Here is a 24,247-nt window from a genome sequence, read left to right on the forward strand (position 1 = left end):
ACCCGAACCGCATGGCCCCGGCGCGCGGGAACTGGGGTCACGCCGATCCAGGAGCGTGGGGACCGCGACCGCGACGCCTCGGACGGGAGCCACGAGGCCGCGCCAGCCGGCGCGGCCTCGGTTCTCACCTCAGTCCGCGACGCCGATCACGACGTTCGCAGTGAGCTCCTCGTCGGTGGCGACGTACGCGGTGAGGCCGTTCTCCTGCAGCACGGCCCGCGCGAGCGGTGCCTGGTGTTCGCTCATCTCGACGAAGACGTGGCCACCGGGCACCAGCCAGGCGGCGGCCTCGGCGGCAACCCGCCGTACGGTCGCCAATCCGTCGGGCCCACCGTCGAGGGTGACGTGCGGCTCGTAGAGGCGAGCCTCCGGCGGCAGCAGCCGGATCTCGTTCGTCGGAACGTAGGGGACGTTCGCCAGCAGTACGTCGACCCGCCCGCGCAGCTCCGCCGGCAGCGCTGAGAACAGATCGCCTTGATAGACCGTCCCGCCCCAGGCCTCGACATTGCGCGCGGCACAACGCACCGCGGCCAACTCGATGTCCGCGGCATGCAACTCGACCGGTCGCTCGGCCGCGACCGCCACCCCGAGCGCGCCGGACCCGCATCCCAGATCGACGACGACGGCGCCCGGCGTGGTCACCTGGAGCGCTTCGGCCACCAGGAACTCGGTCCGCCGACGGGGAATGAACACACCCGGATCGACCGCGATCCGGAGCCCACGGAACGACGCCCAGCCGAGCACGTGCTCGAGCGGAAGTCCCGCGATCCGGCGGTCGACCATGACGGCCGCCTCCACCTGGTCGCGGGCGGTCGAGGCGATCAGCGCGGCCTCGTCCTCGGCGAACACACAGCCTGCCGCCCGCAGCCGGTCGACGACCGGGGCGAGCTCGAAAGAAGGAACAGAAGATACAGACACGGAAACCCTTCGACTACGAGGCTCCCGCGGTCAGCGAACGTCGCCGACTTCTCGAGGCGGGAGCAACCAACCTGCCCGACCGGTGATCGTTCCCACCTCCTCAGTCCGTCGTACTGTCGCGACTACAGTACCCGACCTGCACCCTCCGAGCTGCGGAGTGGCTCGAGCAAGCGGTGGAGAGCCGGGTTGGGGTTGTCGGGGTTCCAGCAGGCGTGCAGGGTGACCGAGTGGGCGTCGGCGGGGTCGAGCTCGCGGTAGCGGACGCCCTCGACCCGCATGGCCATGATCGAGCGCGGGATCAGCGCGCAGCCGAGGCCGGCCCGGACCAGCGCGAGCATCGTCGGGACCTGCGAGGCGAGCTGGCTGACGGCGTAGCGGTCCATCCCGATCATCGCGGCGCAGATGTCGTGCAGGTACTGCGATCCTTCCGGGCTGTACCCGATGTAGTCGTCGGTGACGTCGACCAGCGCGACCGGTCCGTCCCCGACCGCCAGTGGATGAGCGGCCGGTACGGCGAGCACCAGGTCCTCCGAATGCACCAGGACCGACTCGAACCCGTCCGGGATCGGCGGCCGCACCAGCCCGAGGTCGATCTCCATGGTCGCGATCGCGTCGAACTGCGCCGGGCTGACCAGCTCGGTCAGCTCCGCCGTGACCGCCGGCGTCCACTTCCCGACCATGGTGAGGAAGTCGGCCAGGACGGCGTACGCCCCGATCGCGGTGAACGCGATCCGCAGGGTCCCGGTCTGACCGTCGGCCGCGCGCCGGGTCGCGTCCGGAGCGACGTCCAGCAACGCGAGCACCCGCCGGGCGTGCTCGAGGAAAACACTCCCGGCCGCGGTCAGCCGCACTCCCCTGCCGGTGCGGTCGAACAGCAGTACGCCGAGCGTCCGCTCCAGGCCCTGGATCTGCCGGGTCAGCGGCGGTTGCGTCATGTTCAGCCGCTGCGCCGCCCGGCCGTAGTGCAACTCCTCGGACACAGCGACGAACCCGCGCAGCTGCGGGAGCGAGAGATCCATGGGCGGCACCGTACCCATACCTGCACGGTATCGGTCAATACGTAATCGGGCTTGGACCCGCATAACGGAAAGCGCCTACCGTCAGGGGCACCAGCCGATCGAAGGAGCCCGCACGGTGCCCAGACTCGCCGCCCTGTTCACCCCCGGCCGAGCCGCCGACGTGGTCGACGCGCAGACCCGCCGCCTGCTCGAGGACCGCTTCGAGGTCGTCTGGGCCGGCCCCGAGCACGTCGTACCGGGCAAACCGTTGGTGCTCGCTCCGGATGCCGTCACCATCCTGGGCGCCGGTGCCGACGTTCTATTGACCAGCTGGGGTACGCCGCACCTCGACAAGGAACTGTGGGCCGACGGCAACGGTCCGAGGGTGGTCGCGCACGCGGCCGGCTCGGTCAAGAACCTGATCGACCCGGTGATCCTCGGCCAGGGAGTCGCCGTGTTCTCCGCCGGACCACGGATCGCCTGGTCGGTCGGCGAGTACTGCCTGGCCGCGATGCTCACCCTCGCCCGCCGACTCCCCCACTTCGACCACGCCCTCCGTCAGGGCGGCTGGAAGCAAAGTGCCTTCCGGGGCCACGAGGTCGCCGGCGCGAAGGTCGGCATCATCGGTGCCAGCTCCACCGCCCGGGCACTGATCACCCTGCTCCAGCCGTTCGGCTGCGACCTCGCCGTCTACGACCCGTACCTCACCGCGGAACGGGCGGACCAACTCGGCGTCCGCAGCACCACTCTCGAGGACGCGCTGCAGAGCACCTTCGTCACCATCCACGTCCCGAACGTGCCGGAGACGCAGGGGATGATTTCGCGCGAGCTGATCGAGCGGCTGCCCGACGACGCGATCGTGATCAACTCCTCGCGCGGCCCCGCGGTCGATCAGCAGGCTCTACTCGACCACGTCCTCGCCGGCCGCCTGTACGCCGCCCTGGACGTCTACGACCCCGAGCCGCCATCCTTCGAGGCGACCGTCCTCGAAGCGCCGAACCTCCTGCTCAGCCCGCACATCGCCGGTGATACCGCCGAGGGTCATCTCGCGCTCGCCGGCTACGTGCTGGCGGACGTACTGCGCTATCTCGCGGACGGCACGCGTGGACCGAGCTTCGTCGACCCGGCCGTCTGGTCGATCGCGGCCTGAGAGGACGGCAGCCATGTCCCGGATCACGAACGTCGAGGTGTTCCCCGTCCCGGTCCCGTTCGCACGCCGGTTCGTGCTCGGCAGCGGCGCCGTCGGCTCGCCCGGCGAACGACCCGACCAGGCCACCGCGGTGCTGTTCGTGAAGCTCACCACCGAGGACGGCGTGGTCGGCTGGGGCGAGCAGCGGGCGCTGCCGAGCTGGAGCTACGAGACCGCCGAGACGATGGCGGTGGTGATCAGGCGGCATCTCGCGCCGATTCTGCGCGAGCTCACGCCGTTCGATGTCGAGCTGTTCCATCGGCGAGCCGCCAAGCGTCTCAGTCCCGCGGTGTCGAACGGCTTCCCGTTCGCCCGGGCCGCCGTCGACGTCGCCATGCACGACGCGGCCGGCAAGCTGGCCGGCGTCCCGGTGCACGCGTTGCTCGGCGGCAAGGTGTACGACGAGATCCCGTTGTGCTCCGCGATCGGTGTCGGCGACTCCGAGGCGGTCCGCGACCATGCGCTGCAGTCGTCGGACTATGCGGCGTACAAGGTGAAGATCGGCGGCGACCTGGACGCGGACACGGCCGCGATCGAGACCGTCGCCGAGGTCGCCGGTGGTAAACCGCTCTGGCTGGACGCCAACCAGTCGTACCGCCCGAGTCAGCTGAAGCAACTGCGTGACCGGACGGCACACGTCCGCACGATCCACTGCGTCGAGCAGCCCGTACCGAGCACCGACACGCTCGCGATGCAGCGACTGCGCAGCCTCATCGACCTGCCGATCGCGATCGACGAGGGCAGCTTCTCCGCACAGGATCTGGCCCGGGCGATCCGCTTGGATGCGGCGGACCTGGTCGTGATCAAGGTCTGCAAGTCGGGCGGACTGCGCAACGCGCTGAAGACCGCCCAGACCGCGCAGGCCGGTGGTCTGGAGATCCTGGCCAGCGGCCTGACCGACTGCGGGGTCGCGTTCGCGGCCGCGCTGCACGTGTTCAGCCAACTCGACCTCGCCCTGCCCGCCGAGCTGAACGGGCCGGAGCTGCTCTCCGACCTGTACGTCGAGGGCCTCACCATCACCAAGGCCGTTGCCACGGTCCCCACCGCCCCCGGATTGGGCGTCCAGGTCGACGAGGACCGCATCCGGGCCGAGTCGATCGAGCTCGACTACCGCTGAGGAGTCGCCATGCAGCAGAGGCTGTCCCGCCGCAGCTTCCTCGAACTCACCGGTCTGGCCGGCCTGGGCGCGGCCGTCGCCGGCTGCTCGTCCGGCCCGCCACCCGGCACCGCGACCTGGTCGATGTGGTCGAGCAGCGCCGCGGAGAAGAAGGTCTGGGAGGACTTCAGCGCGTACGTCGAGCAGCAGTTGAAGGTGAAGTCGGTCCCGACCCTCACCCCGTCCGGCGGCTACCCGACCAAGCTCGATCTCCAACTGGTCAGCGGCACGGCCGGCCTGGTGACCGCGATCAACGGCACGCTCATCCCGACGTACGCCGCCCGCGGCGCGCACCGGCCGCTGGACGACCTGATCGCGGCCGATCCCGACTTCGACCTGGACGACTTCTACCCCCCGAGCCGCCGGATCTCGAGCTTCAACCAGAAGACGTACGCGATCGGCTTCGACGTCGCGCCGACGGTCATGTACTACAACAAGACGCTGCTGCGGCAGCACGGCATCGACCCGCCGTCGCCCACCGAACCGATGTCCTGGGCCACCTTCCGCGACCTCGCGGTCGAGCTGACCAGACCGCCGGAGCAGTACGGCTTCACCTGCGCACCGGCCATCGACGACCTGGTCTCCTGGATCTACTGCGCCGGCGGCAACGTGATGGACGACGGCGCCACCCGCAGTACGCTCGGCGACCCGGAGGCGATGGAGGCGCTGCGGTTCGTCATCGACCTGTTCGTGAAGGACCGGGTGACGCCGCCGATCAAGAACCTGGTCACCGAGAGCTCGCTGTCCAACTTCCTGGAAGGCAACGTCGCCTTCATGCAGAACGGGCCGTGGCAGGTCGTCAACGTCCGCAAGGCCAAGTTCGACTGGGACATCATCCCGTTCCCGGCCGGCGCGTCCGGCAGCACGCCCCGGGTCTCGGGGTCCAGCTTCGCGATTCCCTCGGGGGTGCGCGAAGGACCCGACCTCGACCTCGCCTGGCAGTTGCTGAAGACCCTCACCAGCACCGGGGCGCTCGACATCTATGCCAAGGCCGGCCGCAACAACCCGGCCCGGCTCAGCGCCGGCAGTGCGTTCCGGCCGCCACCGGACAACCTCGGCATCGTCCAGCAGATCCTGGCCGGCAAGGTCGCCGGCGGGCACGCGTTCGACGTCACCACGAACTGGAACCAGGTCAAGCAACTCCTCGGCCAGGACCTGCCACGGACGTTCCTCGGGCAGGTCACGGTCGCCGAGGCGGTCTCCGGGCTGACGCCGCGCCTCGACGTCCTGATGCGGCAGCACCAGGACAACATCCGCCAAGCCACTGCCAGGAAGGGGTGACCACGTGGCCGTCCAGACTCTTCCGGCGCCCGCCACCGCTCCGCCGCGCCCGACCTCGAAGCCGACGCCGCGCTGGCGCAACCGGGAGTCCCTGACCGCCTGGCTGTTCCTGCTGCCCAGCCTGATCGGCTTCCTGATCTTCACCGCCGGTCCGGTCGTCGCCGCCGGAGTGATCTCGCTGCTCGACTGGAACCTGTTCAGCCCGCCGACCTGGGCCGGACTGAGCAACTTCGCCCGGCTGGGCCCCGACCCGACCTTCTGGTCCGCGCTCGGCAACACGGCGTACTTCACCTTCCTGAGTGTGCCGCTGACGATCCTGGTCAGCCTGCTGCTGGCCCTGCTGCTGAATCAGGGGCTGCGCCGGGTCGCGGTCTTCCGCTCGCTCCTGCTGTTGCCGTATGCAACTATCACGGTGGCGGTCGCGTTCGTCTGGATCTGGCTGTACATCCCGCACGACGGCCTGGTGAACGCCGTGCTCGGAGCGGTCGGGATCAGCGGTCCCGCCTGGCTGATCTCGGACACCTGGGCGATGCCCGCGCTGGTCGCGATGAGCGTCTGGAAGAGCTTCGGATTCGGCATGGTGGTGTTCCTGGCCGGCCTGCAGGCGATCCCGCAGCAGCTCTACGAGGCGGCGCGGGTCGACGGCAGCTCGGCCTGGCAGAGCTTCCGCAGCGTGACCCTGCCGATGCTCTCGCCGGCGCTGTTCTTCGTGATCGTCACCTCGGTGATCGGGTCGTTCCAGGTCTTCGACCAGGCGCTGATCATGACGAACGGCGGACCGGGCACCCGCACGACCACGCTGGTCATGTACATCTACCGGACCGGCTTCGAGAACTACGACCAGGGGTACGCCGCCGCGCAGTCGCTGGTCCTGTTCGCGTTCATCGTCCTGATCACCGCCACCCAGTTCGTCTTCCAGCGGAGGCTGGTGCACTATGACAACTGAGCTCCGTCGCCGGCTGATCGTCTTCGCCTGCTTCCTGGTCACCGCGGTGACGCTGATCCCGGTCGTCATGATGGTGCTGGTCGCGTTCCAGTCCGACGGCGAGTCGATGGCCGCCAAACCGTCGTTCTGGCCGGGCAGCTGGCATCCGGAGAACCTGACCCGGGCGTTCGACCTGGTCCCGCTCGGCAAGTATCTGCTGAACACCGTGTACTTCGCCGCCGGCACGACCCTGCTCGAGACGGTCACCGCGGCGCTGGCGGCGTACGCGTTCGCCCGGCTGAACTTCCCCGGGCGGAGCTGGCTGTTCGGCGTCTATCTCGCGACGTTGATGATCCCGTCGCAGGTGACGCTGATCCCGCAGTTCGTGCTGGTGGCGAAACTGCACGGCATCGACACCTGGCCCGGCATGATCCTGCCGCACGCGTTCACCGCGATCGGGGTGTTCCTGCTCCGGCAGTTCTTCCTCGGCATCCCGCGGGACTACGAGGAGGCCGCGCGGCTCGACGGCGCGAACCGCTGGCAGGCGTTCCTCCGGATCATCGTCCCGCTGGCGGTGCCGGCGATCGCGACGCTCGCGGTGTTCAAGTTCATCGGTCAGTGGAACAACCTGCTCTGGCCGCTGATCATCTCCAACAGCGACGCGACCCGGACGGCGGCCGTCGGGCTGCAGGTGTTCCAGGACACCAACGGCACGCAGTGGAACCTGTTGCTGATGGCGGCGACCGTCACCACCGTCCCGCTGATCGTCATCTTCTTCCTGACCCAACGCTGGTTCGTCCGTGGCATCACCATGAGCGGGCTCGGAGGCCGCTGACTCATGACCTACCTGTGGTCCGTCTTCACCAAACCGTGGTCCGGGCTCCCCGGTGACCAGCTCGGCCGGCTGGTCGCCGGCCTCGGGTTCGGCGGCGCCGAGATCCCGGTCCGCGACACCGCCTACGTCACGCCGGCGACCGCCGGGGCCGAGCTGCCGAAGTTCACCGAACAGTTGCGGGCCGAAGGCATCGAACCGGTCAGCATCGCGAGCGAGCTGTCCGAGCGCGTGTTCGCGGCGTGCGCCCAGGCCGGCGTACCGATGATCCGGATCATGGCCGAGCTCGGCCCGGACGGCTACGCGGCCTCGGTACGCCGTACCCGCGGGCTGCTCGAGGAGGCGGCGGTGCTCGCCGCGCGGTACGACGTGCAGGTCGGGATCCAACCGCATCACGGGAGGTTCGTGGCGTCGACGCTCGGCGTACTGCAGTTGCTCGACGGTCTGCCGGACCAGTTCAAGCTGGTGTGGGACGCAGCCCATGACGCCCTCGCCGGCGACGATCCCGCGGTCACGCTCGAGCTCGGCGCCGAGCGGCTCGGCATCGTCAACCTGAAGAACGCGCAGTACGTCCGGACCGACGCGGGCTGGAAGACGTACTTCGTCCAGGCCGACGACGGGATGGCTGACTGGGCAGCGGTCTTCGCCACCTTGCGACGACTCGGGTGGAGTGGGCCGGTCTGCCTGACCGGGCAGTACTCCGATCCCGCCGTACCCGTCGAGCAGCGCATCGTCGAGGATCTCCGGGCGGCTCGTGTCACATCGTCCGCCGGGGCTCCGTCAGTGGGGTGAAGACGACAACCACCTGATGGAGAACCTCCCATGACTGCTCGGATGAAGAACCCCGCGGAACTGCTGCCGGACGCGACCAAGGGCGTGCAGAACATCTACAAGGCCGTCTACAAAGGCGGTGTGCCGCCCACGACCCTGGAGCTGGTGCACCTGCGAGCCAGCCAGATCAACGGCTGCGGACCGTGCGTGTTCGCCGGCGTGAGCTCGGCGGTGAAGAACGGCGAGACCGACAAACGGCTGCACCAGGTGGTCGCGTGGCGTGAGTGCGACCTGTTCACCCCGGCGGAGCGCGCCGCCCTCGCACTCACCGAGGCCGCGACCCGGCTGGCCGACCGGCCGGGCGCGGTCACCGACGAGATCTGGGCCGACGCGGCCGAGCACTTCGACGAGAACCAGCTGGCGGCGATCATCCTGATGATCGGGCTGACGAACCTGTTCAACCGGATCAACACGACCGTCCGGGAGCCGGCCGGCGCGACCTGGTGATTCAGTAGCGTGTGACGATGTCGAGTTCGGCGCGCGCGTTCCGACGTACCCAGGTCACCGGACCGGAGAGGCAGCCATGAAGTACATGCTCTTGATCTACGGGAACACCGACACCTGGAACGCGCTCGGCGCCGAGGGGATGGACGCCGTCTACGAGGCGCACCGCAAGCTCTACGAGGAAATGAAGGCGAACGGCGAGTACGTCGCCGCCGACGGCCTGACCACCGCGGACGCCCGGGTGGTCCAGGTCAAGGACGGCGTACCGGCGGTGACGGACGGGCCGTTCACCGAGGCCAAGGAGGTGCTGGCCGGGTACTACCTGGTCGAGTGCAGCCTGGAGCGGGCGACCGAGCTCGCGGCCAAGCTGCCGGAGGCGCGGTTCTCACCGATCGAGGTGCGCGCGCTCACCGACCCGATGCCCGACGAGACGTAGGGCCGCTCCAGGGACTTGCCGGCCTCAGCTGGGCGTTGACACCTGAGACCGGCGAGTCACTGACTCAGCCCTTCACGGGGACCCGGCGGTTCAGCTGGGGTTCCCCGACGCGAGGATGACCCCACCTGAGGCGGGCTGATCACCCATGCCCCGGCCACCCCGGACGAACACGGTGGCACCCTGCTCCGGAGCCGGGGCGCCCTGGCGGAGTCGCAGCGTGGTGGTCAGGCCGTTGCTCAGCCTCAGCACCGCCACGCGTCGCGGCTGCACCGACGGGATCGACGAGCTCACCTCGTGGATGCCGGTACACACCGCTGGTTGGATCGAAGCCCGTCCGAGCCCTGCGTTGCCGTGACTCCTCACATCACGGCACTGCTCGGCGAGCCTTGTCATCGCTGACACACTTCCCCCTTCTTCTCGTCGTTCTCCCCGAGTGACGGTTGACGCGACCACCGTGCCGGACCAGCGGTACGGCGCAGCAGTCACACACTCCCCCGTCCTTCCCGCACCCGGAAACGACGCGGAAGTGATCAGGGAAGCCTTGCTGAGAGTGACGGCGTTTTCAAGGGATCGTGACCGGAATCCCGCGCACTGAAACCGCTGTCCAGCTTCACGAAACGCCCCAGCAAGCGCCCACTTCAAGCAGTGGTCTCATTGATTCTCACCGACCACCGAAGCCGCCCTCACCACCGCACGTAGTCTTATTGACCGCCGAAACCGGTGGTCGCAATCCCCTTGATGATCTGGCGCTGGAAGAAGAGGAACACCACGACCAGCGGCAACGCGGCCAGGATCGCCGACGCCATGTTCTGCGCGTACTGCAACCCGTAGGCGCTCTTCACCGTCTGCAGGCCGACGGGCAACGTCATCAGGTCCGCGTCGGTGGTGACGATGAACGGCCAGAGGAAGTTGTTCCAGGCACCGATGAAGACGAAGATCGCCACCGCGGCGAGGATCGGCCGCGACAACGGCAGCACGATCGACCAGAACACCCGCAACCGGTTCGCGCCGTCCACCCGCGCCGCGTCCTCGAGCTCGACCGGGATCTGGTCGAAGAAGCGTTTGAGGATGAGCACCATCGCGGGTGCGAACGCCTGCGGCAGGATGATGCCCCAGTAGGTGTCGACCAGGTCGAACGCGAGCATCTGCCGGAACAGCGGCACGATCAGCAGCTGCGGCGGGATGATGATGGCGGCGATGATCGCGGCGTACAGCCAGCGCCGGCCGCGGAACCCGATCCGCGAGAACGCGTACCCGGCCAGCGCCGAGGTCGCCACCGTGATGAACGTGATCGCGACCGAGGTGATCAGGCTGTTCCAGGCCCAGGCCGGGATGTCGCCCGCCGACAGCACCTTCCGGTAGGCGTCGAAGCTGAACCCGTCCGGCGGAGTCAGCGTGATCGTCGACGCACCGGCGTCCGCCTCGCTCTTCAGTGACGTCAGCACCGCCCACCCGAACGGCACCAGCCAGGTCGCGGCCAGGAACGCCAGCACCAGCAGCGCGACCATTCTGGACACGCTCCAGGGATTCTCACCCGGCTTGTGACCTTGTTTGATCCCACGGCTCAACGTGTAGGTGCTCACGCCGCATTCCTCCGGTTGATCAGCTTGTACTGCGCGATCGACACCAGCACGATGATCGCGAAGAACAGGTAGGAGATGGCCGACGAGTAGCCGAACCGGTAGCCGGTGAAGCCGGACTCGTAGATGTACTGCACGATCGACCGGGTGGAGCCGGCCGGACCGCCGTTGGTGAGCATGTAGATCTGGTCGAAGACCTTCAGCGACGCCAGGATCTGCAGGGTCACGATCAGCGCCGTGGTCGGCGCCAGTTGCGGGATCACGATCGAGAACAACTGCCGCCACTTGCCGGCGCCGTCGATCGCGGCCGCCTCGAACTGCTGTTCCGGGATGTTCTGCAACGCGGCCAGGTAGAGCAGGAAGTTGAACCCGATCGTCCACCACAGCGTGGTCACCACGACCGAGATCATCGCCACGTTCGGATCCTGCAGCCAGGCCACCGGCGCGATCCCGAACTCGGCCAGCACGCCGTTGATCAACCCGAGCTTGGGGTTGTACATCCACGACCAGAACATCACCACGACGGTCGAGGCGAGCAGGTACGGCAGGAAGAACGACAGCCGCCACAGCCAGCGCCCCGGCAGCCCGAGGTTCACCAGCAGGGCGAACGCGAGCGACAGGACGACGAGCGGAACCGTGCTGAGGACCGTGAACCACACGGTGTTGCCCAGCGAGCGCCACATGTCCGGGTCCCGCAACGCCTCGGCGTAGTTCGCGAAGCCGAGCAACTCGCTCCCTGAACCGGTCAACGTCTCACCGGTGAAACTCAGGTAGAGGCCGTACAGCGCCGGCACGACCAGGAAGAGCACGAACAGGACGGCGAACGGCGCCGCGAACGCCCAGCCGGTGGCCGTCTCCCCGCGGCGGGCCCTGGCCCGGCCGGAATCCGGGCCGTCGGCAACGACCGGCGTACTGGTGGCAGGGCTGTCGATGGCGGTCGACATCAGTGGTCTCCTCTCAGACCGGCTGCGGACGGTCGAGCAGTTCGTTCAGCCGCTTGACGAATCCCTCGAACCCGGCCGCCGGGTCCCCGCTGCCGAGGTACACGCCCTGCACGTTCTCCTCGAAGTAGTTGTGGAAGTCGCTGCCCGCGCCGCCGAACCACACGTCCGGGTCGTAGTTCACGTACTCCGGGATGTCCACGTAGTTCGACTGCGGTTTGAGCTCCTGGTACTCCGCGCTCCGTACCACCGGCTGGTACGCCGGGATGTGGCCGGCACCGGCCCACGACACCGACCGCTTCAGGATCTCCGCGACCATCTGGTACACGTGCCGGCGGCGTTCGGGCGACACCTTCGACTGCCGCGGCAGCACGAACGTGTGCGAGTCGGCGTACGCGGCGTCGGTGCCGAACAGGGTCGGGATCGGCCGGGCGTCGAACGGCAGCTTCGCGTCCTTCAGTACCGGCAGCTCCCACACGCCGCCGAACAGCAGTCCGCTCTCGCCGTGCAGGAACTCGCTGGTCGCCGTACCGCCGTCGCCGCTGCGGGTCGCGATGGTGTCGTTCAGCAGCGACCGGACGAACGTCAGCGCCTTCACCGCGGCGGCCTCGTCCACTTCCGCGGGCCGGCCGGGGACCAGCTTCATCTCCGCACCGGTCTGCCGGTAGAGCGTGTAGAAGAGCCGCCACATCTGCGACCCGTCACCGAGGTAGCCGTAGGACAGCCCGTGCTTGCCGGTCACCTTCTGCAGCTTCGCCGCGACCTCGGTGAACTCCTCCGGGCTCTTCATCGACTGCAGCGCGTCCGTCACCCGCGCCTTCTCCGCGTGCTCGGTGTTGTAGTAGAGCACGAACGGGTGCGTGTCGAGCGCGATCGAGTACAGCTTCCCGTCGTACATGCCCTTCTGCCACACCAGCGGCGGGAAGTCCGCCTCGCGGACGCCGACCTCGGCGAGCAGGTCCAGGTCCCACGGCTCGAGCAGGCCGCCCGGGGCGTAGCCGGCGATCCGCGACGCGTGCATGATCGCGAGGTCCGGAGCGCGGCCGCCGGCTGAGGCCATCGCCAGCTTCGTGTAGTACGGCGGTCCCCACGCGAGCACGGTCTGGGTCGCCGTGAAGCCGAGGTTCTGGCCGTTGACGGCGTCCACCAGGCCGGCCATCACGGTGCCGTCACCACCGGTCATCAGGTGCCAGTAGCTGAGCTCGGCCGTCGAACGGGAGGCATTCGGCGAGCAGCCGAGCAGCAGGCCGCCGCCGGCCAGCGCCGCTGCACCGGACAACAGGTTGCGGCGGGAGATGCGTCGAGTCATTCGGTCTCCTTGGGAGGGCGGGACCGATCATTACATCGTTAGAACGCAGCGACAAGACTCCTGTATGTAGTTTTTTGAGGAAAGTTGTCGATTAGCGTGCGGCGATGGTGCTGGCGCGTTCGACGATCCGGTGCGGGATGATCACTCGCCGTGGCGGGGCGTCCTTGTCCGCCATCCGCTCGGCGAGCAGGTCCAGCGCGGACTGCACGAACGCCCGCCGGTCGAAGTCGACCGTCGTCAGCGGCGGGATCATGAACTGGCTCTCGAGGATGTTGTCGAACCCGGCCACCAGCGTCTGCTCCGGTACGCCGACGCCCGCGGACCACAACGCGGACAGCGCCCCGGAGGCGACCGTGTCGGTGAAGCAGAAGAATGCGTCCGGCAACTCGTGCTCGGTCAGGTACTTCCCGACCACGGTCGCGGCCCCCTCCGGCCGCCACCGGTCGAGGTTGATCTCCAGCGCCGGATCGTTCGGTACGCCGGCCTCCGCGAGCGCCTGGCGATATCCGGCCGTCCGCAACCGGGACGCCGCCGTACCCGGTGCGTCCGCGCTGCCGCCCAGGACGCCGGCGCCACTCGAGCCGCGCGGGATCTCCGGCGTGCCGACGGCCGCGATCCGCCGGCAGCCCTGGGCCAGCAGGTGTTTCGTCAGGTCCCGGGCCGCGGCCACGTTGTCGATCGCGACCTGGCTGACCACATCCTGGTCGACGTCGCCGATCAGCACGACCGGCGGCAGCGGCCCGGCCGTCATGACCGCGCTGTCGTCGACGTTCACCGGGTTGAGGATGAGGCCGTCGACGAGGTGCGCACGCCCCTTGGACAGCAGCTCGAACTCACGCCTCGGCTCGGCCGCCGTCTGCTCGATCTGCACGCCCCAGCCACGCTCGTGCGCCAACTCGACCACGAGATGGGTGATCTCCGCGGAGTACGGCCGGAGCAGGTCGGGCAGGGCGAGCGCGATCATCCCGGAGCGGCCGTTGCGCAGGCCGCGCGCGCTCATGTTCGGTACGTAGTCGAGCTCGCTCAGCGCCTGCTCGACCCGGGCCCGGGTCTCCGGGCGGACGAAGACGACCCCGTTGATGACGTTCGACACCGTCTTCGGGGACACCCCGGCCAGCTTGGCGACGTCTTTGACGGTGGCACGCATGCGGCCATTGTCACACCTGGCCGTCCGGTCACGAACCCGGTTGCGGGGTCAGCGGCTCGTGAGCGCGCCGCCGTTCACGTGCAGGACCTGACCGGTGACATGCCGGCCGGCGTCCGACGCGAGGAAGTGGATCGTGCCGGCGATGTCCGCCACCGTCCCCTCCCGCTTGGTCATCGTTGCTTCGAGCAACCAGGTACGCCGTTCCTCGGTCAGCCTCCCCTGGAAGTACTCGGTGTCCGCGGTGAAGCCGGGGGCGACCACGTTCGAGGTGACGCCGCGCGGCCCGAGCTCGGCGGCGACGTCGAGGTTCCAGGTGGCCAGAGCCGCCTTGGCCGCGCCGTAGGAGCCTGCGCCGCGGGCACCGGCGATCGAGCCCAGGTGGATCACGGCCGTCGTCAACCGAGGCCCGAGCGCGGCCGTGGTCAGGACTGCGGACAGCAGGTTCGCGTCCAGGTTGGCCAGCCAGTTCGCCTTCAGTTGCGCGAGGTCCCCGTCCGGGCGGCCGAAGTCGGTGTTCCCGCCGGCATTGTTGACGAGTACGTCGATCCGCTCCGGCAACTCGTCGGCCAGCCGCTGCACCTGCTCCGGATCGGTCGCGTCGCACACCACTCCCCTGGCTCCGAGCTCGGCGGCCGTCTTCGCCAGCACGTCCTCCCGGCGGCCGGTGATCACCACCTCGTCGCCGTCGGCGCGGAACCGCTCGGCGGTCGCCCGCCCGATCCCGGTCCCTCCTCCGGTCACCACGATCGTCCGGGTCACGGCACTCCTCACATTTAGATCTAAATGTTTAGGCCTAAACGTAGCATGTGGTCATGACTTCCACCGCGGACGGCTATCCCTTCGACGGGCCCGGGACCTCTCCGGCGGCCGAGATCGCGCGCGCCTGGCAGCGCGAGCGGCCCGGGACGCCCACGGACTCGATCGAGATCGTCACTCCCCTGTGGCGGCTGGCCAAACTGTTCGCCGACGACCGTCGCCGGCTGCTCGCCGACCTCGGGGTCGACCCGGCCACGCTCGACCTCCTCAGCGTGCTGCGCCGGGCGGGTTCGCCGTACGAGCTCAGCACGCGGGAGTTGAGCCGCCGTACGCTCGTCACCGCCGGCGCGATCTCACAGCGGGTCGCGCGGGCCGAGGACGCCGGGCTGGTCACCCGGCGAACCGCCGGCGACGGCACCCGGGCCGTCCTGGTCACGCTCACCGACACCGGTCACGACCTGATCGAACGGACCGTCGACCAGGTGCTCAGCCGCGAGTCCGAACTGGTCGCCTCGCTCTCCCCCGCGCACCGCGGTCAACTGGCCGGACAACTCCAGGAACTCCTCGACCAGGTCGGCCGACTCGCCCGCAAACCTTCGCTCGACGTATAAGCTTTCGTCCGAGCGTTCCGCTTGGGTCTTCGGCTCAAGTTTCTATGGTCGGTCCAATGTCACAATTGAAGGATGCCTGCTACCGAATCGACCGGGTCAGCCGGTCCCACGGCCGCCGACAGTCACGACGTCATCCAGGTGCGGGGAGCTCGCGAGAACAACCTCAGCGGGGTCTCGCTGGACATCCCCAAGCGCCGGCTCACCGTCTTCACCGGGGTCTCCGGCTCCGGCAAGTCCTCCCTCGTCTTCGACACCATCGCCGCGGAGTCCCAGCGGCTGATCAACGAGACCTACACCGCCTTCGTCCAGAACTTCCTGCCCAGCCGCAGCCGTCCCGACGTCGACTCGCTGCGCAACCTGTCCGCCGCGATCGTCGTCGACCAGGAGCGGATCGGCGCCAACTCGCGCTCCACGGTCGGGACGGCGACCGACGCGCACACCATGTTGCGCGTGCTGTTCAGCCGCGCCGGGACGCCGTACGTCGGACCGCCCGGCGCGTTCAGCTTCAACCTGGCCGAGGGGATGTGCCCGGACTGCGAAGGGCTCGGCCGGACGACAGAGTTCGTGGTCGACGCGGTGGTCGACCGGGAGAAGACTCTCCAGCAGGGCGCGATCAAGGCGCCCGGGTACGGCGTCGGCACCTGGCCGTGGCAGTTGTACGCGAGCCAGTTCGACCCGGACCTGCCGCTGAAGGACCTCCCCGACGGGGACTGGCAGCGGTTGCTGTACTCCGAACCGACCAAGGTGAAGGTCGGCAAGAGCAACCTGTCCTTCGAGGGCCTGATCCCGAAACTGCGGCGCGGCTACCTCGGCAAGGACCGCGAGTCGCTGCAGAGCCAGGCGCGCGCCTTCGCCGACCAGGCGATCCGGCAGACCACCTGCCCGTCCTGCGGCGGCGCCCGGCTGAACGAAGCGGCCCGCTCGGCCATCGTGGACGGCCGGACGATCGCCGAGTGCTCGGCGATGCAGATCAGCGATCTCGCGAAGTTCGTCGCCACGATCGACCACCCTGGGGTCGGCCCGATGGTCGAGGGTTTGCGGGAGACGCTGGACTCGATGGTCACCATCGGCCTCGGGTACCTCAGTCTCGACCGGGAGTCGTCGACACTGTCCGGCGGTGAGGCCCAACGGGTCAAGTTGGTCCGGCACCTCGGCTCCAGCCTGGCCGACGTCACCTACGTGTTCGACGAGCCGACCGTCGGCCTGCATCCGCACGACATCCAGCGGATGAACGACCTCCTGCTGCAGCTGCGGGACAAGGGCAACACCGTGCTGGTGGTCGAGCACAAGCCGGAGACGATCCGGGTCGCCGACCACATCGTCGACCTAGGCCCGGGTGCGGGGCTCGCCGGTGGGCGGCTGTGCTTCGCCGGCGACCTGGACGGCCTGAAGAAGTCCGGCACGTTGACCGGACGCTACCTGGACCACCGGGTCTCGGTCCGGGACGACGTACGGCGGCCGACCGGCACGATCTCGGTCGAGAACGCGACGCTGCACAACCTGCAGAATGTCAGCGTCGACATCCCGCTCGGCGTGCTCACCGTCGTCACGGGCGTGGCCGGGTCCGGGAAGAGTTCGCTCGTCCACGGGTCGCTGGCCGGCCGCGAGGGCGTGATCGTCGCCGGGCAGGAGCCGATCCGCGGGTCCCGGCGGAGCAATCCGGCGACGTACACCGGGCTGCTCGACCCGATCCGGGCCGAGTTCGCGAAGGCAAACGGTGTGAAGCCGGGGCTGTTCAGCGCCAACTCCGTCGGTGCCTGCAAGACTTGCAAGGGCATCGGGCTCGTCTACACCGATCTGGCGATGATGGCGGAGGTCGCGTCGGTGTGCGAGGACTGCAACGGGGCTCGGTTCACCCCGGAGGTGCTCGCCTACCAGTTGCGGGGCAAGAACATCAGCGACGTACTGCGGATGACGGTGACCGAGGCGCGGGACTTCTTCACCCGTGGACCGGCCCGGAACGTGCTCGACCGGTTGTCGACGGTCGGGCTCGGCTACATCGGTCTGGGGCAGCCGCTCACCACGCTGTCCGGTGGTGAGCGGCAACGCCTGAAGCTGGCGATCAACATGGGCAAGACCGGGTCGGTCTACATCCTCGACGAGCCCACCACCGGTCTGCACCTGGCCGACGTGGATCAGTTGCTGGCGATGCTCGACACCCTCGTGGACGAGGGCAACACCGTGATCGTCATCGAGCACCACCAGGCCGTGATGGCTCACGCCGACTGGCTGATCGACATCGGTCCGGGCGCGGGTCACGACGGCGGGCGCGTGGTGTTCACCGGCACACCCGCCGATCTGGTGGAGAGCAGCCCGACCCTGACCGCGGAACACCTACGGCGCTACGTCGCGGGCGACTAGCTCGCGTCCCGGGTGACTAGCTCGGCGGCGAGTGCCTCGATGAGGTCGTGCCAGGCCTCGAGGTAGTCGCTGGCGGGGCCTGTCTGGATGAGGACCAGACGGGCTCCGCCGTTGCCGTCGCGGAGCGTCCACGAGACCTCTCCCCGCGGCCAGCTGTAGGTCAGCCGCTCCGGCTCGGCGACCTCGGTCACCGGGCCGGCCTCGACACCCTTGGCGACGAATCCGGCCGGCGGCAGGGTGCCCATGGTCGCCGTCGCCGCACCGGCCAGCAGCTGCCACACGAGCTCCTTCGGCCGCACGAGCTGCCGCTCGAACCGGACCCCGCCGTCCTCGCGCACGGCCCCTTCGTCCAGGCCGTACACCTTGACGAAGTGCTCGTGCAGGACGGCGTAGTCCTTCTCCGGCACCGCCGACCCGCCGACCACCTTCTCCAGCGCGTCGAAGCACAGCAGCCAGCCGCTGGTGAAGCTCGCGGACCCCGGCCGGTCGTCGTGGGTCGCAGTCAGGTGCAGCGTGCACCCGTCGGCTGTCGGGACCAGCTCCCAGCGGAGCACCTCGGTCCCCCAGGTGTACTCGATCAGGCGGGGCGGCTCGAAGGCGCGGATCACGCCGCGGCTCTCCTCGTCGATCGGCGCGCCCGGGTCCTCCTCGAAGGTGAAGGTGATCGGGCCGTCCAGCCGCAGGTCCAGCTCGACCGCGGCCGGGAACCACCCGGCCAGCTGGGCCGGCTCGGTGATCGCCCGCCAGACCTTGTCCACCGGATGCCGCAGCTCACGGCGCATCCGCAGGACCGTCCGGCCGTTCTCGGTGCTCAGCGTCTCGGTCATGCGCCCATATATACCCGATGAGGCATATACGATCAACCGGCGAACCGATCGACGTCGTCGAGCTCCGCCGCCAGTCCGTCCGGGTCGCCCGCCTGGTCGAACAGCTCGTAGCTCAGGTCCGCGTGCTTCCACGACCCGACGACCCGGCCGCCGGCGACGATCGCCGGGCGCAACATTCCGCCGCCCGGGTGGATGTGCCGGCGGTGCTCGTCGGCCAGCGCGTGCCGCCGGTCGGCGTACCCCAGGAGGTAGGCGTCGAACTCCCCGAGCAGCCGGAGGTCACGGGTCCCGGGCAGGTCGTCGACTGAGGAGAACTCGACCCCGTCGACGTCGAACGACTTCGCGGCGACGGCTTGCAACGCCTTCCGCGCCGGCGGCGCCGGCAGACCGGACCAGGTCGCGAAGTCCCGCACGGTTGCCGGGCCGTACGCCGTGAGGTACCGCCGGGCGAGAGCCTCGAGATCCCCGTCGAGGACCAGCGGCTTGCCGAGCCAATCGCGGACGGCGACCCAGGTCTCGTCCTTGTCGTGACCCGGCCCGTAACACAACCGCCCGAGCAGCCCGGTGTGCCGGATGAGCGCGTACACCTGCTGCCCCTTCGCCGACGCGATGAGTCCCGCCTGGACCAGTACGTCGGCCAGCGCCGAGCGGCCCGTCGGACCGTTGGCGAGCAGGTGCTCCTCGATCACGTCGGCCGCCTCGGCCCGGATCGACGGGGTCAGGCCGAGTTCGCCGTACCGGCGCTCGGTGTCCTTGATCAGTTTCGGGCCGAGCAGCCCGAGCAACGGGCCCGCGTGCTCGGTGGCCACGAGTTGGAGGGTGCCGCGCATGAACCAGCCGCGGACGACCGAGCGGTCGGTCTCCTGCGCGCGGGTGACGTCGGCGAAGGTGGTGACGGTCGAGCGGGCCCGCACGGCGTACGCGGCGCCGCGCCAGGTCTGGGCCTGCAGTCCCCCCGTCCGGCGCACGACGTCGGCCACCCCTCCGGGGCCGGCCTCGTCCACCGGACGCGCCAAGCAGTTGGCCTGGGACCGAGCCGCCAGCAGCCAGTCCACCGACCTCTGCACCACCCCAGAATGACACCACAAACCGCGCCGGAACGCAGCACAACCGGTCTGCCGGATTGTCCGGCAGACCGGTTGTCCGACCCGTTCGATCAGGCCGGACGGCTTCGAGAGCCGGCTCAGTCGAGCTCGGCGCCGACCAGGTTCGCGTAGTTGGCCTGACCGGTGACGTTCGGGTGGTACGACTCGCTGACCGGGTTGGACAGGCCGTTGATCCACTCCGGGCTGCCGCAGACCGCGTGGCCGATGAAGAGCTGGGTCGGGTTGACGAACGTGAAGCCGGCCGCGCTCGCCGACGCCGCGATCCTGGAGTTGAGCAGGTCGGCGGTCTGGTTCAGCCGGGTCATCTCGGTCGGGCTGAAGAAGGTGCCGGCGTTGCAGTCGGTGCCGTTGAACAACCGCGGGTAGCCGACCACGACCACGCGCGCCGCCGGCGCCTTGCTCTTGATCGACCCGTACAGCCCGTTCAGCCGGCCGGGAAGGGTGTTGTTGATGACCGCCTGGGCGTTGTTGATCGCGCCGGTGCAATCGCCCAGCCAGGACGGCTTCGCGCACTCGGTGATCACCGACGAGAAGCCGGCGTCGTTGCCGCCGACCTGCACGGAGACCAGGTTGGCCGCGCTCGTCACCGAGGCCAGCTGGCTCGCGGTCACGTCGGCGACCCGGGCGCCGGAGCAGGCGACGAAGGTCAGGTTGGCGCCGATCCGGGTCGCGTCGATGTAGGGGTACGCCTTGGTCGAGCGCTGGCAGGCGCCGCTGCCGGAGATGTAGCTGCGGGTGCCGACACCCGAGGCGTAGGAGTCACCGAGCGCGACGTAGTTGGGCGCGGCCGCGTGCGCGATCCCGGGACTGAGGAGCATCGCGGCGCCGAGGGCCGCGGCGGACAGCAAACTGGCGATGGACTTCATGGGGCGGACCGCCTTTGCGTGTGCGAGGGGTGGCGACAGAAGTACTCAAAGTCACCTTCCCGGACCGGCGAGTAACAGACAAGAGGCTGGTAAGAAATTCACCGCCAGTTGCCGATCCCGGTAGGCCGCGTTTCCGCCTAGTCGTTCCAGGACGACAGGCCGGGCCCGGGCGGCAGCGGGTAGCAACCGTCCACCAACTCGACCCGGCCGTCGGCCGGGAGCAGTCCGCTCTCGACGTAGATCGTGTTCGGCAGTGCGGCGAGCAGGTGGATGTGCGCGCCACCGCCGTGCGATGCGTACGGTACGCCGAAGCCGGCCGCCAGCAGCCCGATCTCCAGGCAGTCGGTGAGCCCGCCGGCCCGCCGCAGATCCGGCTGGACGACGCCGACGCCGCCGCGGGCGATCAGGTCGGTGAAGGCGGCCTGGCCGTACCGGTTCTCGCCGGTCGCGATCGGGATGTCCAGCTTCCCGGCCAGCCGGACGTGGCCGTCGGTGTCGGCGGCGGGCAGTGGCTCCTCGAACCACCGGCAGTCGAGTTCCTCGTACACCCGTCCTCGGCGCAGTGCTTCGGCGTACTCGAAGGCCTGGTTGGCGTCGACCATCAGCGGGGTGTCGGGTCCGATCACCGCGCGCACGGCCTTGATCCGCCGGACGTCCTCGTCGAGCGGACCGCCGCCGACCTTCATCTTCACGCCCCGGAAGCCCTGCTCCATCGCCGTGGCCGCGACGGTCTCGAGACCGCGGATGTCGAGCTCGAGCCAGCCGACCATCGCGTACGCCGGAATCGTGGTGCGCTGCGCCCCGAGCAGCTTCCAGACCGGGACGTCGAGCGACTTGCCGAGCAGGTCCCACAGCGCCAGGTCGATCGCCGAGATCCCGTACGACGACAGGCCGGCCGTGCCCTGGTAGTCGGTGAGCGTCCGCAGCTTGTGCCGGATCCCGCGGATCAGCGTCGGGTCCTCGCCGACGATCGCCGGGGCCAGCTGCTCGGTGAGGATCTGCCCGAGCACGGCCGGGGAGCTCTCGACCCGGCCGAAGTACGTGTCGCTGACCCCGCTGACGCCTTCGTCGGTGTCGATCCGCACCCGGGTGTGCCCGTCACGGTCGAGCAGCTGGATCGCGTCCCGGACCGGGTGCGCCTTCGGGGTCGACACCACCTGGACGCTGACCTCGGTGATCCTCATCGTTCGGGCCCCGGGACCGAGAGCGGATCGAACCCGTACGGGAGCTCGAGGCGGTGGGCGGCCATCAGCGCCGCGTCGCCGAGGAGGTCGCGGGTGCTGCCGTCGGCGACGATCCGGCCGCCGTCCATCAACAGGCTCCGCTCGCACAGCTGCAGCGCGTACGGCAGGTCGTGGGTGATCATCAGCAGCGTCACGTCCAGGCCGGCCAGGATGTCCGCGAGCTCGCGCCGCGCGGCCGGGTCCAGGTTGCTCGACGGCTCGTCCAGCACCAGCACCTCGGGCCGCATCGCGAGCACGGTCGCGACCGCGACCCGACGCCGCTGCCCGAACGACAGGTGGTGGGGCGCCAGGTCCGCGTGGTCCTGCATGCCGACCTGGACGAGCGCCTCGTGCACCCGGTCGTCGAGCTCGGCCCCGCGCAGGCCGAGGTTGGCCGGCCCGAACGCGACGTCGTCCCGGACGGTCGGCATGAACAGCTGGTCGTCCGGGTCCTGGAACACCAGCCCGACCTTCCGCCGTACCTCGGCGAGGTGCTCGCGGTGCAGGCCGGTCCCGCCGATCTGGATCCGGCCGCTGCCGGTCCCGCCGCCGACCGACCCGAGGATCCCGTTGAGGTGCAGCACGAGCGTGGTCTTGCCGGCGCCGTTCGGCCCGAGCAGCGCCACGCGCTCACCACGCTGGACGGTGAAGTCGACGCCGTACAGCGCCTGCCGGCCGTCCGGATAGGCGAAGACGAGCCGCTCGACGTGGATCGCGGGACCGCTCACAAGCCCACCACCCTAACGGCGATCGCGATCACGACCGCGGTCAGCGAGATCGCCAGGCCTTCGAACCACTGGGCCGATGTGGCACCCCGCGCACTGAGCAGCGGCATCCGCCCGGTGTAACCGCGGGACCGCATCGCCAGGTGCACTCGTTCACCACGCTCGAAGCTGCGGACGAACAGTGCGCCCACTCCCCCGGCGACCGCCTTCAGCTGACCGGCCCGGCCGCCGGTGTAGCCGCGTGACTCGCGCGCGATCCGCATCCGGTGCAGGTCGTCCGAAACCACACTCAGATACCGGACCATGAACGACAGGATCGCGACCAGCGTGGCCGGCAGCCGCAACCGCTCGAGGCCGGCCAGTAGGTCCCGCGGCCCGGTCGTGGCCGACAGCAGGATGGCCGCGACCACCCCGAGCGTCCCCTTCGCCAGCACGTTCCACGCCCCGAGTACGCCGGACTGCGACAACTCCAGCCCGAGCACGTCGACCCGCGGGCCGGTCGCCACGAACGGCAACAGCAACGCGAACACGACGAACGGCGTCTCCACGGTCAGCCGTCTCGCCACCACGAGGACCGGAAGTCTGGCCGTGACCACGGCGGCCAGCAGCATCACGGCGTACAGGGCGAAGGCCCCGAAAGCCGCGGCCGGGGTCGACACCACGGCCAGGACGAACACGAACAAGGCGACGATCTTCACGTGCGCCGGGAGGCGGTGCACCCGGCTGTCGACCGCTACGAGAAGACCGTCACCGCTCATGAAGCCCGGTTCGCGCGCAGCGACGCCAGTTTGGCGATCGCCAGGCCGACCACGATGGTGACCAGGACGCCGATGATGCCGGCCAGTGCGCCGGACACCTCGGCGTTGCCGATCCCGCTGACGCCGTAGTCAGCCAGCGGGCTGCCCGCGACCGCGGAGTCCTCGGCTGCGCTCTCGAACCCGAGCTCGGCGCCGACGAACTCCAGGCCGTCCGGGTGGGCGCTCGCGAGCAGGCTCAGTCCGCCGGCGATCAGCAGGGTGACGGCCACCGCGACCCCGAGCGTCCGGCCGGCCGGCTTGGCCGCGATCGGCTTGTCCGGCGACACCGTCGAGGTGTTGCCGTCGGCATCGACCAGGACCAGGTCCTGCTGCAGGTGGCGAGCGGCGTACACCAGGTCGGGCCGGGTCGCGACGACCGCGCTCAGGACCGCGGCGGTGATGACCGCCTCGCCGATGCCGACCAGGACGTGCCAGCCGACCATCGCGGTCGCGAGCTTTCCGAGCGGGATGTCCACCGCGCCGCCGATCGCGTACAGGCCGGTGAACGCGAGTGCCGCGACCGGCACCGAGACCAGCGCACCGACGGTCGCCGCCGGAACGACGCTGCCCACCCTCCGGGGAAGGACCTGGAGGAGAGCCCGGGTCAGGAAGTAGCCGACGAGCACGGTGACGACACCCATCAGCGTGATGTTCGTGCCGAGGGCGGTCAGGCCGCCGTCGGCGAAGAGCAGCCCCTGGACCAGCAGCACCGTCGACATCACCAGGACGGCGGTCCACGGACCGACGAGGGCGGCGGCCAGCACACCGCCGAGCAGGTGCCCGCTGGTCCCCGCGCCGACCGGAAAGTTCACCATCTGCACCGCGAACACGAAGGCCGCGGTCAGGCCGGCGAGCGCCGGTCCGGTCTCCCGGATCTCGCGGTTCGCCCGCTGCAGGCTGACACCGACCGCCCCGGCCGCGATCAGGCCGGTGGCGACGGAGGTGGGCGCGTCGAAGAAGCCGTCAGGAACATGCACGGGCACATCTT

The 24,247-nt window shown here is 69.5% G+C and carries 25 protein-coding genes; 10 read left to right on the forward strand and 15 right to left on the reverse strand.

Annotated features, from left to right (window positions below; genetic code table 11):
• Nucleotides 1-129 precede the first annotated feature (129 nt).
• Both ACQPYZ_RS18245 and ACQPYZ_RS18250 read right to left on the reverse strand, forming a co-directional pair.
• Nucleotides 130-918, reverse strand: coding sequence for a putative protein N(5)-glutamine methyltransferase (locus ACQPYZ_RS18245; RefSeq protein ID WP_433157108.1), 789 nt, complete (start codon nucleotides 916-918; stop codon nucleotides 130-132).
• Between the two features lie 122 nt (nucleotides 919-1,040).
• Nucleotides 1,041-1,937, reverse strand: a complete 897-nt coding sequence (locus tag ACQPYZ_RS18250) for a LysR family transcriptional regulator (protein WP_433157110.1) — start codon at nucleotides 1,935-1,937, stop codon at nucleotides 1,041-1,043.
• Nucleotides 1,938-2,052: 115 nt separating this feature from the next.
• Between ACQPYZ_RS18250 and ACQPYZ_RS18255 the strand changes: the two genes are divergently transcribed.
• From ACQPYZ_RS18255 to ACQPYZ_RS18290, 8 genes are all read left to right on the forward strand, one after another.
• Complete coding sequence (locus tag ACQPYZ_RS18255; protein ID WP_433157113.1) at nucleotides 2,053-3,066, forward strand: hydroxyacid dehydrogenase; 1,014 nt, start codon at nucleotides 2,053-2,055, stop codon at nucleotides 3,064-3,066.
• A gap of 13 nt (nucleotides 3,067-3,079) precedes the next feature.
• Nucleotides 3,080-4,222 (forward strand): mandelate racemase/muconate lactonizing enzyme family protein, encoded by a 1,143-nt coding sequence (locus tag ACQPYZ_RS18260; RefSeq protein ID WP_433157115.1) that lies wholly within the window; start codon nucleotides 3,080-3,082, stop codon nucleotides 4,220-4,222.
• A gap of 9 nt (nucleotides 4,223-4,231) precedes the next feature.
• Nucleotides 4,232-5,542, forward strand: coding sequence for an ABC transporter substrate-binding protein (locus ACQPYZ_RS18265; RefSeq protein WP_433157118.1), 1,311 nt, complete (start codon nucleotides 4,232-4,234; stop codon nucleotides 5,540-5,542).
• A gap of 4 nt (nucleotides 5,543-5,546) precedes the next feature.
• A complete protein-coding gene (locus ACQPYZ_RS18270; RefSeq protein ID WP_433157120.1) occupies nucleotides 5,547-6,488 on the forward strand; it encodes a carbohydrate ABC transporter permease in 942 nt (313 codons plus the stop codon).
• Complete coding sequence (locus ACQPYZ_RS18275) at nucleotides 6,478-7,302, forward strand: carbohydrate ABC transporter permease (protein WP_433157123.1); 825 nt, start codon at nucleotides 6,478-6,480, stop codon at nucleotides 7,300-7,302. The genes ACQPYZ_RS18270 and ACQPYZ_RS18275 overlap by 11 nt, the downstream gene beginning before the upstream one ends.
• Nucleotides 7,303-7,305: 3 nt before the next feature.
• Nucleotides 7,306-8,091, forward strand: a complete 786-nt coding sequence (locus ACQPYZ_RS18280; protein WP_433157126.1) for a sugar phosphate isomerase/epimerase family protein — start codon at nucleotides 7,306-7,308, stop codon at nucleotides 8,089-8,091.
• Between the two features lie 30 nt (nucleotides 8,092-8,121).
• Nucleotides 8,122-8,577 (forward strand): carboxymuconolactone decarboxylase family protein, encoded by a 456-nt coding sequence (locus tag ACQPYZ_RS18285; protein ID WP_433157129.1) that lies wholly within the window; start codon nucleotides 8,122-8,124, stop codon nucleotides 8,575-8,577.
• Between the two features lie 76 nt (nucleotides 8,578-8,653).
• Nucleotides 8,654-9,010 (forward strand): YciI family protein, encoded by a 357-nt coding sequence (locus ACQPYZ_RS18290; RefSeq protein ID WP_433157132.1) that lies wholly within the window; start codon nucleotides 8,654-8,656, stop codon nucleotides 9,008-9,010.
• A 90-nt stretch (nucleotides 9,011-9,100) separates the two neighbouring features.
• Here ACQPYZ_RS18290 and ACQPYZ_RS18295 read toward each other — a convergent pair whose 3' ends face one another.
• The 6 genes from ACQPYZ_RS18295 to ACQPYZ_RS18320 form a co-directional block, all read right to left on the reverse strand.
• Nucleotides 9,101-9,301 carry a hypothetical protein gene (locus tag ACQPYZ_RS18295; RefSeq protein ID WP_433157135.1) on the reverse strand — a complete coding sequence of 67 codons (201 nt, stop codon included), beginning with the start codon at nucleotides 9,299-9,301 and terminating at the stop codon, nucleotides 9,101-9,103.
• Nucleotides 9,302-9,711: 410 nt separating this feature from the next.
• Nucleotides 9,712-10,593: a carbohydrate ABC transporter permease gene (locus ACQPYZ_RS18300; RefSeq protein ID WP_433157138.1), complete on the reverse strand. Its 882-nt coding sequence runs from the start codon at nucleotides 10,591-10,593 to the stop codon at nucleotides 9,712-9,714.
• The gene (locus tag ACQPYZ_RS18305) at nucleotides 10,590-11,534 is read right to left on the reverse strand and encodes a carbohydrate ABC transporter permease (RefSeq protein WP_433157141.1); all 945 of its coding nucleotides are present in this window, start codon (nucleotides 11,532-11,534) and stop codon (nucleotides 10,590-10,592) included. Before ACQPYZ_RS18305 ends, ACQPYZ_RS18300 begins: the two co-directional genes overlap by 4 nt.
• A gap of 13 nt (nucleotides 11,535-11,547) precedes the next feature.
• Nucleotides 11,548-12,840, reverse strand: a complete 1,293-nt coding sequence (locus ACQPYZ_RS18310) for an extracellular solute-binding protein (RefSeq protein ID WP_433157144.1) — start codon at nucleotides 12,838-12,840, stop codon at nucleotides 11,548-11,550.
• Nucleotides 12,841-12,931: 91 nt separating this feature from the next.
• Nucleotides 12,932-13,987 (reverse strand): LacI family DNA-binding transcriptional regulator, encoded by a 1,056-nt coding sequence (locus ACQPYZ_RS18315; protein ID WP_433157146.1) that lies wholly within the window; start codon nucleotides 13,985-13,987, stop codon nucleotides 12,932-12,934.
• 48 nt (nucleotides 13,988-14,035) lie between these two features.
• A complete protein-coding gene (locus ACQPYZ_RS18320) occupies nucleotides 14,036-14,746 on the reverse strand; it encodes an SDR family NAD(P)-dependent oxidoreductase (protein ID WP_433157149.1) in 711 nt (236 codons plus the stop codon).
• Nucleotides 14,747-14,799: 53 nt separating this feature from the next.
• On the opposite strand from ACQPYZ_RS18320, the gene ACQPYZ_RS18325 reads away from it, so the two are divergent.
• Both ACQPYZ_RS18325 and ACQPYZ_RS18330 read left to right on the forward strand, forming a co-directional pair.
• Entirely contained in the window at nucleotides 14,800-15,354 is a 555-nt protein-coding gene (locus tag ACQPYZ_RS18325; protein ID WP_433157152.1) for a MarR family winged helix-turn-helix transcriptional regulator, read from the forward strand.
• A 72-nt stretch (nucleotides 15,355-15,426) separates the two neighbouring features.
• Nucleotides 15,427-17,715 (forward strand): ATP-binding cassette domain-containing protein, encoded by a 2,289-nt coding sequence (locus ACQPYZ_RS18330; RefSeq protein ID WP_433157155.1) that lies wholly within the window; start codon nucleotides 15,427-15,429, stop codon nucleotides 17,713-17,715.
• Here ACQPYZ_RS18330 and ACQPYZ_RS18335 read toward each other — a convergent pair.
• The 7 genes from ACQPYZ_RS18335 to ACQPYZ_RS18365 all read right to left on the reverse strand — a co-directional run bounded on the left by ACQPYZ_RS18335 (nucleotide 17,712) and on the right by ACQPYZ_RS18365 (nucleotide 24,236).
• The gene (locus tag ACQPYZ_RS18335; RefSeq protein ID WP_433157158.1) at nucleotides 17,712-18,542 is read right to left on the reverse strand and encodes an SRPBCC family protein; all 831 of its coding nucleotides are present in this window, start codon (nucleotides 18,540-18,542) and stop codon (nucleotides 17,712-17,714) included. The genes ACQPYZ_RS18330 and ACQPYZ_RS18335 overlap by 4 nt on opposite strands.
• Nucleotides 18,543-18,574: 32 nt before the next feature.
• Nucleotides 18,575-19,609, reverse strand: coding sequence for a winged helix DNA-binding domain-containing protein (locus ACQPYZ_RS18340; RefSeq protein WP_433157161.1), 1,035 nt, complete (start codon nucleotides 19,607-19,609; stop codon nucleotides 18,575-18,577).
• A gap of 116 nt (nucleotides 19,610-19,725) precedes the next feature.
• On the reverse strand, nucleotides 19,726-20,514 hold the full coding sequence (locus tag ACQPYZ_RS18345) for an SGNH/GDSL hydrolase family protein (protein WP_433157163.1): 789 nt from the start codon (nucleotides 20,512-20,514) through the stop codon (nucleotides 19,726-19,728).
• 137 nt (nucleotides 20,515-20,651) lie between these two features.
• Nucleotides 20,652-21,698, reverse strand: coding sequence for a mandelate racemase/muconate lactonizing enzyme family protein (locus ACQPYZ_RS18350; RefSeq protein ID WP_433157166.1), 1,047 nt, complete (start codon nucleotides 21,696-21,698; stop codon nucleotides 20,652-20,654).
• Nucleotides 21,695-22,465, reverse strand: a complete 771-nt coding sequence (locus ACQPYZ_RS18355) for an energy-coupling factor ABC transporter ATP-binding protein (protein WP_433157168.1) — start codon at nucleotides 22,463-22,465, stop codon at nucleotides 21,695-21,697. Before ACQPYZ_RS18355 ends, ACQPYZ_RS18350 begins: the two co-directional genes overlap by 4 nt.
• On the reverse strand, nucleotides 22,462-23,220 hold the full coding sequence (gene cbiQ / locus ACQPYZ_RS18360) for a cobalt ECF transporter T component CbiQ (protein ID WP_433157171.1): 759 nt from the start codon (nucleotides 23,218-23,220) through the stop codon (nucleotides 22,462-22,464). Before cbiQ ends, ACQPYZ_RS18355 begins: the two co-directional genes overlap by 4 nt.
• Nucleotides 23,217-24,236 carry an energy-coupling factor ABC transporter permease gene (locus ACQPYZ_RS18365; protein ID WP_433157174.1) on the reverse strand — a complete coding sequence of 340 codons (1,020 nt, stop codon included), beginning with the start codon at nucleotides 24,234-24,236 and terminating at the stop codon, nucleotides 23,217-23,219. The genes cbiQ and ACQPYZ_RS18365 overlap by 4 nt, the downstream gene beginning before the upstream one ends.
• Nucleotides 24,237-24,247: the final 11 nt, after the last annotated feature.

The organism is Kribbella sp. CA-247076, assembly GCF_050942445.1.
Lineage (GTDB): Bacteria > Actinomycetota > Actinomycetes > Propionibacteriales > Kribbellaceae > Kribbella.

What these genes read in the sequence shown, in the direction of transcription:
- ACQPYZ_RS18250 (WP_433157110.1), bottom strand. Translation starts at nt 1,937, where the DNA reads ATGGATCTCTCGCTCCCGCAGCTGCGCGGGTTCGTCGCTGTGTCCGAG.
- ACQPYZ_RS18260 (WP_433157115.1), top strand. Translation starts at nt 3,080, where the DNA reads ATGTCCCGGATCACGAACGTCGAGGTGTTCCCCGTCCCGGTCCCGTTC.
- ACQPYZ_RS18265 (WP_433157118.1), top strand. Translation starts at nt 4,232, where the DNA reads ATGCAGCAGAGGCTGTCCCGCCGCAGCTTCCTCGAACTCACCGGTCTG.
- ACQPYZ_RS18275 (WP_433157123.1), top strand. Translation starts at nt 6,478, where the DNA reads ATGACAACTGAGCTCCGTCGCCGGCTGATCGTCTTCGCCTGCTTCCTG.
- ACQPYZ_RS18280 (WP_433157126.1), top strand. Translation starts at nt 7,306, where the DNA reads ATGACCTACCTGTGGTCCGTCTTCACCAAACCGTGGTCCGGGCTCCCC.
- ACQPYZ_RS18285 (WP_433157129.1), top strand. Translation starts at nt 8,122, where the DNA reads ATGACTGCTCGGATGAAGAACCCCGCGGAACTGCTGCCGGACGCGACC.
- ACQPYZ_RS18290 (WP_433157132.1), top strand. Translation starts at nt 8,654, where the DNA reads ATGAAGTACATGCTCTTGATCTACGGGAACACCGACACCTGGAACGCG.
- ACQPYZ_RS18305 (WP_433157141.1), bottom strand. Translation starts at nt 11,534, where the DNA reads ATGTCGACCGCCATCGACAGCCCTGCCACCAGTACGCCGGTCGTTGCC.
- ACQPYZ_RS18310 (WP_433157144.1), bottom strand. Translation starts at nt 12,840, where the DNA reads ATGACTCGACGCATCTCCCGCCGCAACCTGTTGTCCGGTGCAGCGGCG.
- ACQPYZ_RS18315 (WP_433157146.1), bottom strand. Translation starts at nt 13,987, where the DNA reads ATGCGTGCCACCGTCAAAGACGTCGCCAAGCTGGCCGGGGTGTCCCCG.
- ACQPYZ_RS18325 (WP_433157152.1), top strand. Translation starts at nt 14,800, where the DNA reads ATGACTTCCACCGCGGACGGCTATCCCTTCGACGGGCCCGGGACCTCT.
- ACQPYZ_RS18330 (WP_433157155.1), top strand. Translation starts at nt 15,427, where the DNA reads ATGCCTGCTACCGAATCGACCGGGTCAGCCGGTCCCACGGCCGCCGAC.
- ACQPYZ_RS18335 (WP_433157158.1), bottom strand. Translation starts at nt 18,542, where the DNA reads ATGACCGAGACGCTGAGCACCGAGAACGGCCGGACGGTCCTGCGGATG.
- ACQPYZ_RS18345 (WP_433157163.1), bottom strand. Translation starts at nt 20,514, where the DNA reads ATGAAGTCCATCGCCAGTTTGCTGTCCGCCGCGGCCCTCGGCGCCGCG.
- ACQPYZ_RS18350 (WP_433157166.1), bottom strand. Translation starts at nt 21,698, where the DNA reads ATGAGGATCACCGAGGTCAGCGTCCAGGTGGTGTCGACCCCGAAGGCG.
- cbiQ (WP_433157171.1), bottom strand. Translation starts at nt 23,220, where the DNA reads ATGAGCGGTGACGGTCTTCTCGTAGCGGTCGACAGCCGGGTGCACCGC.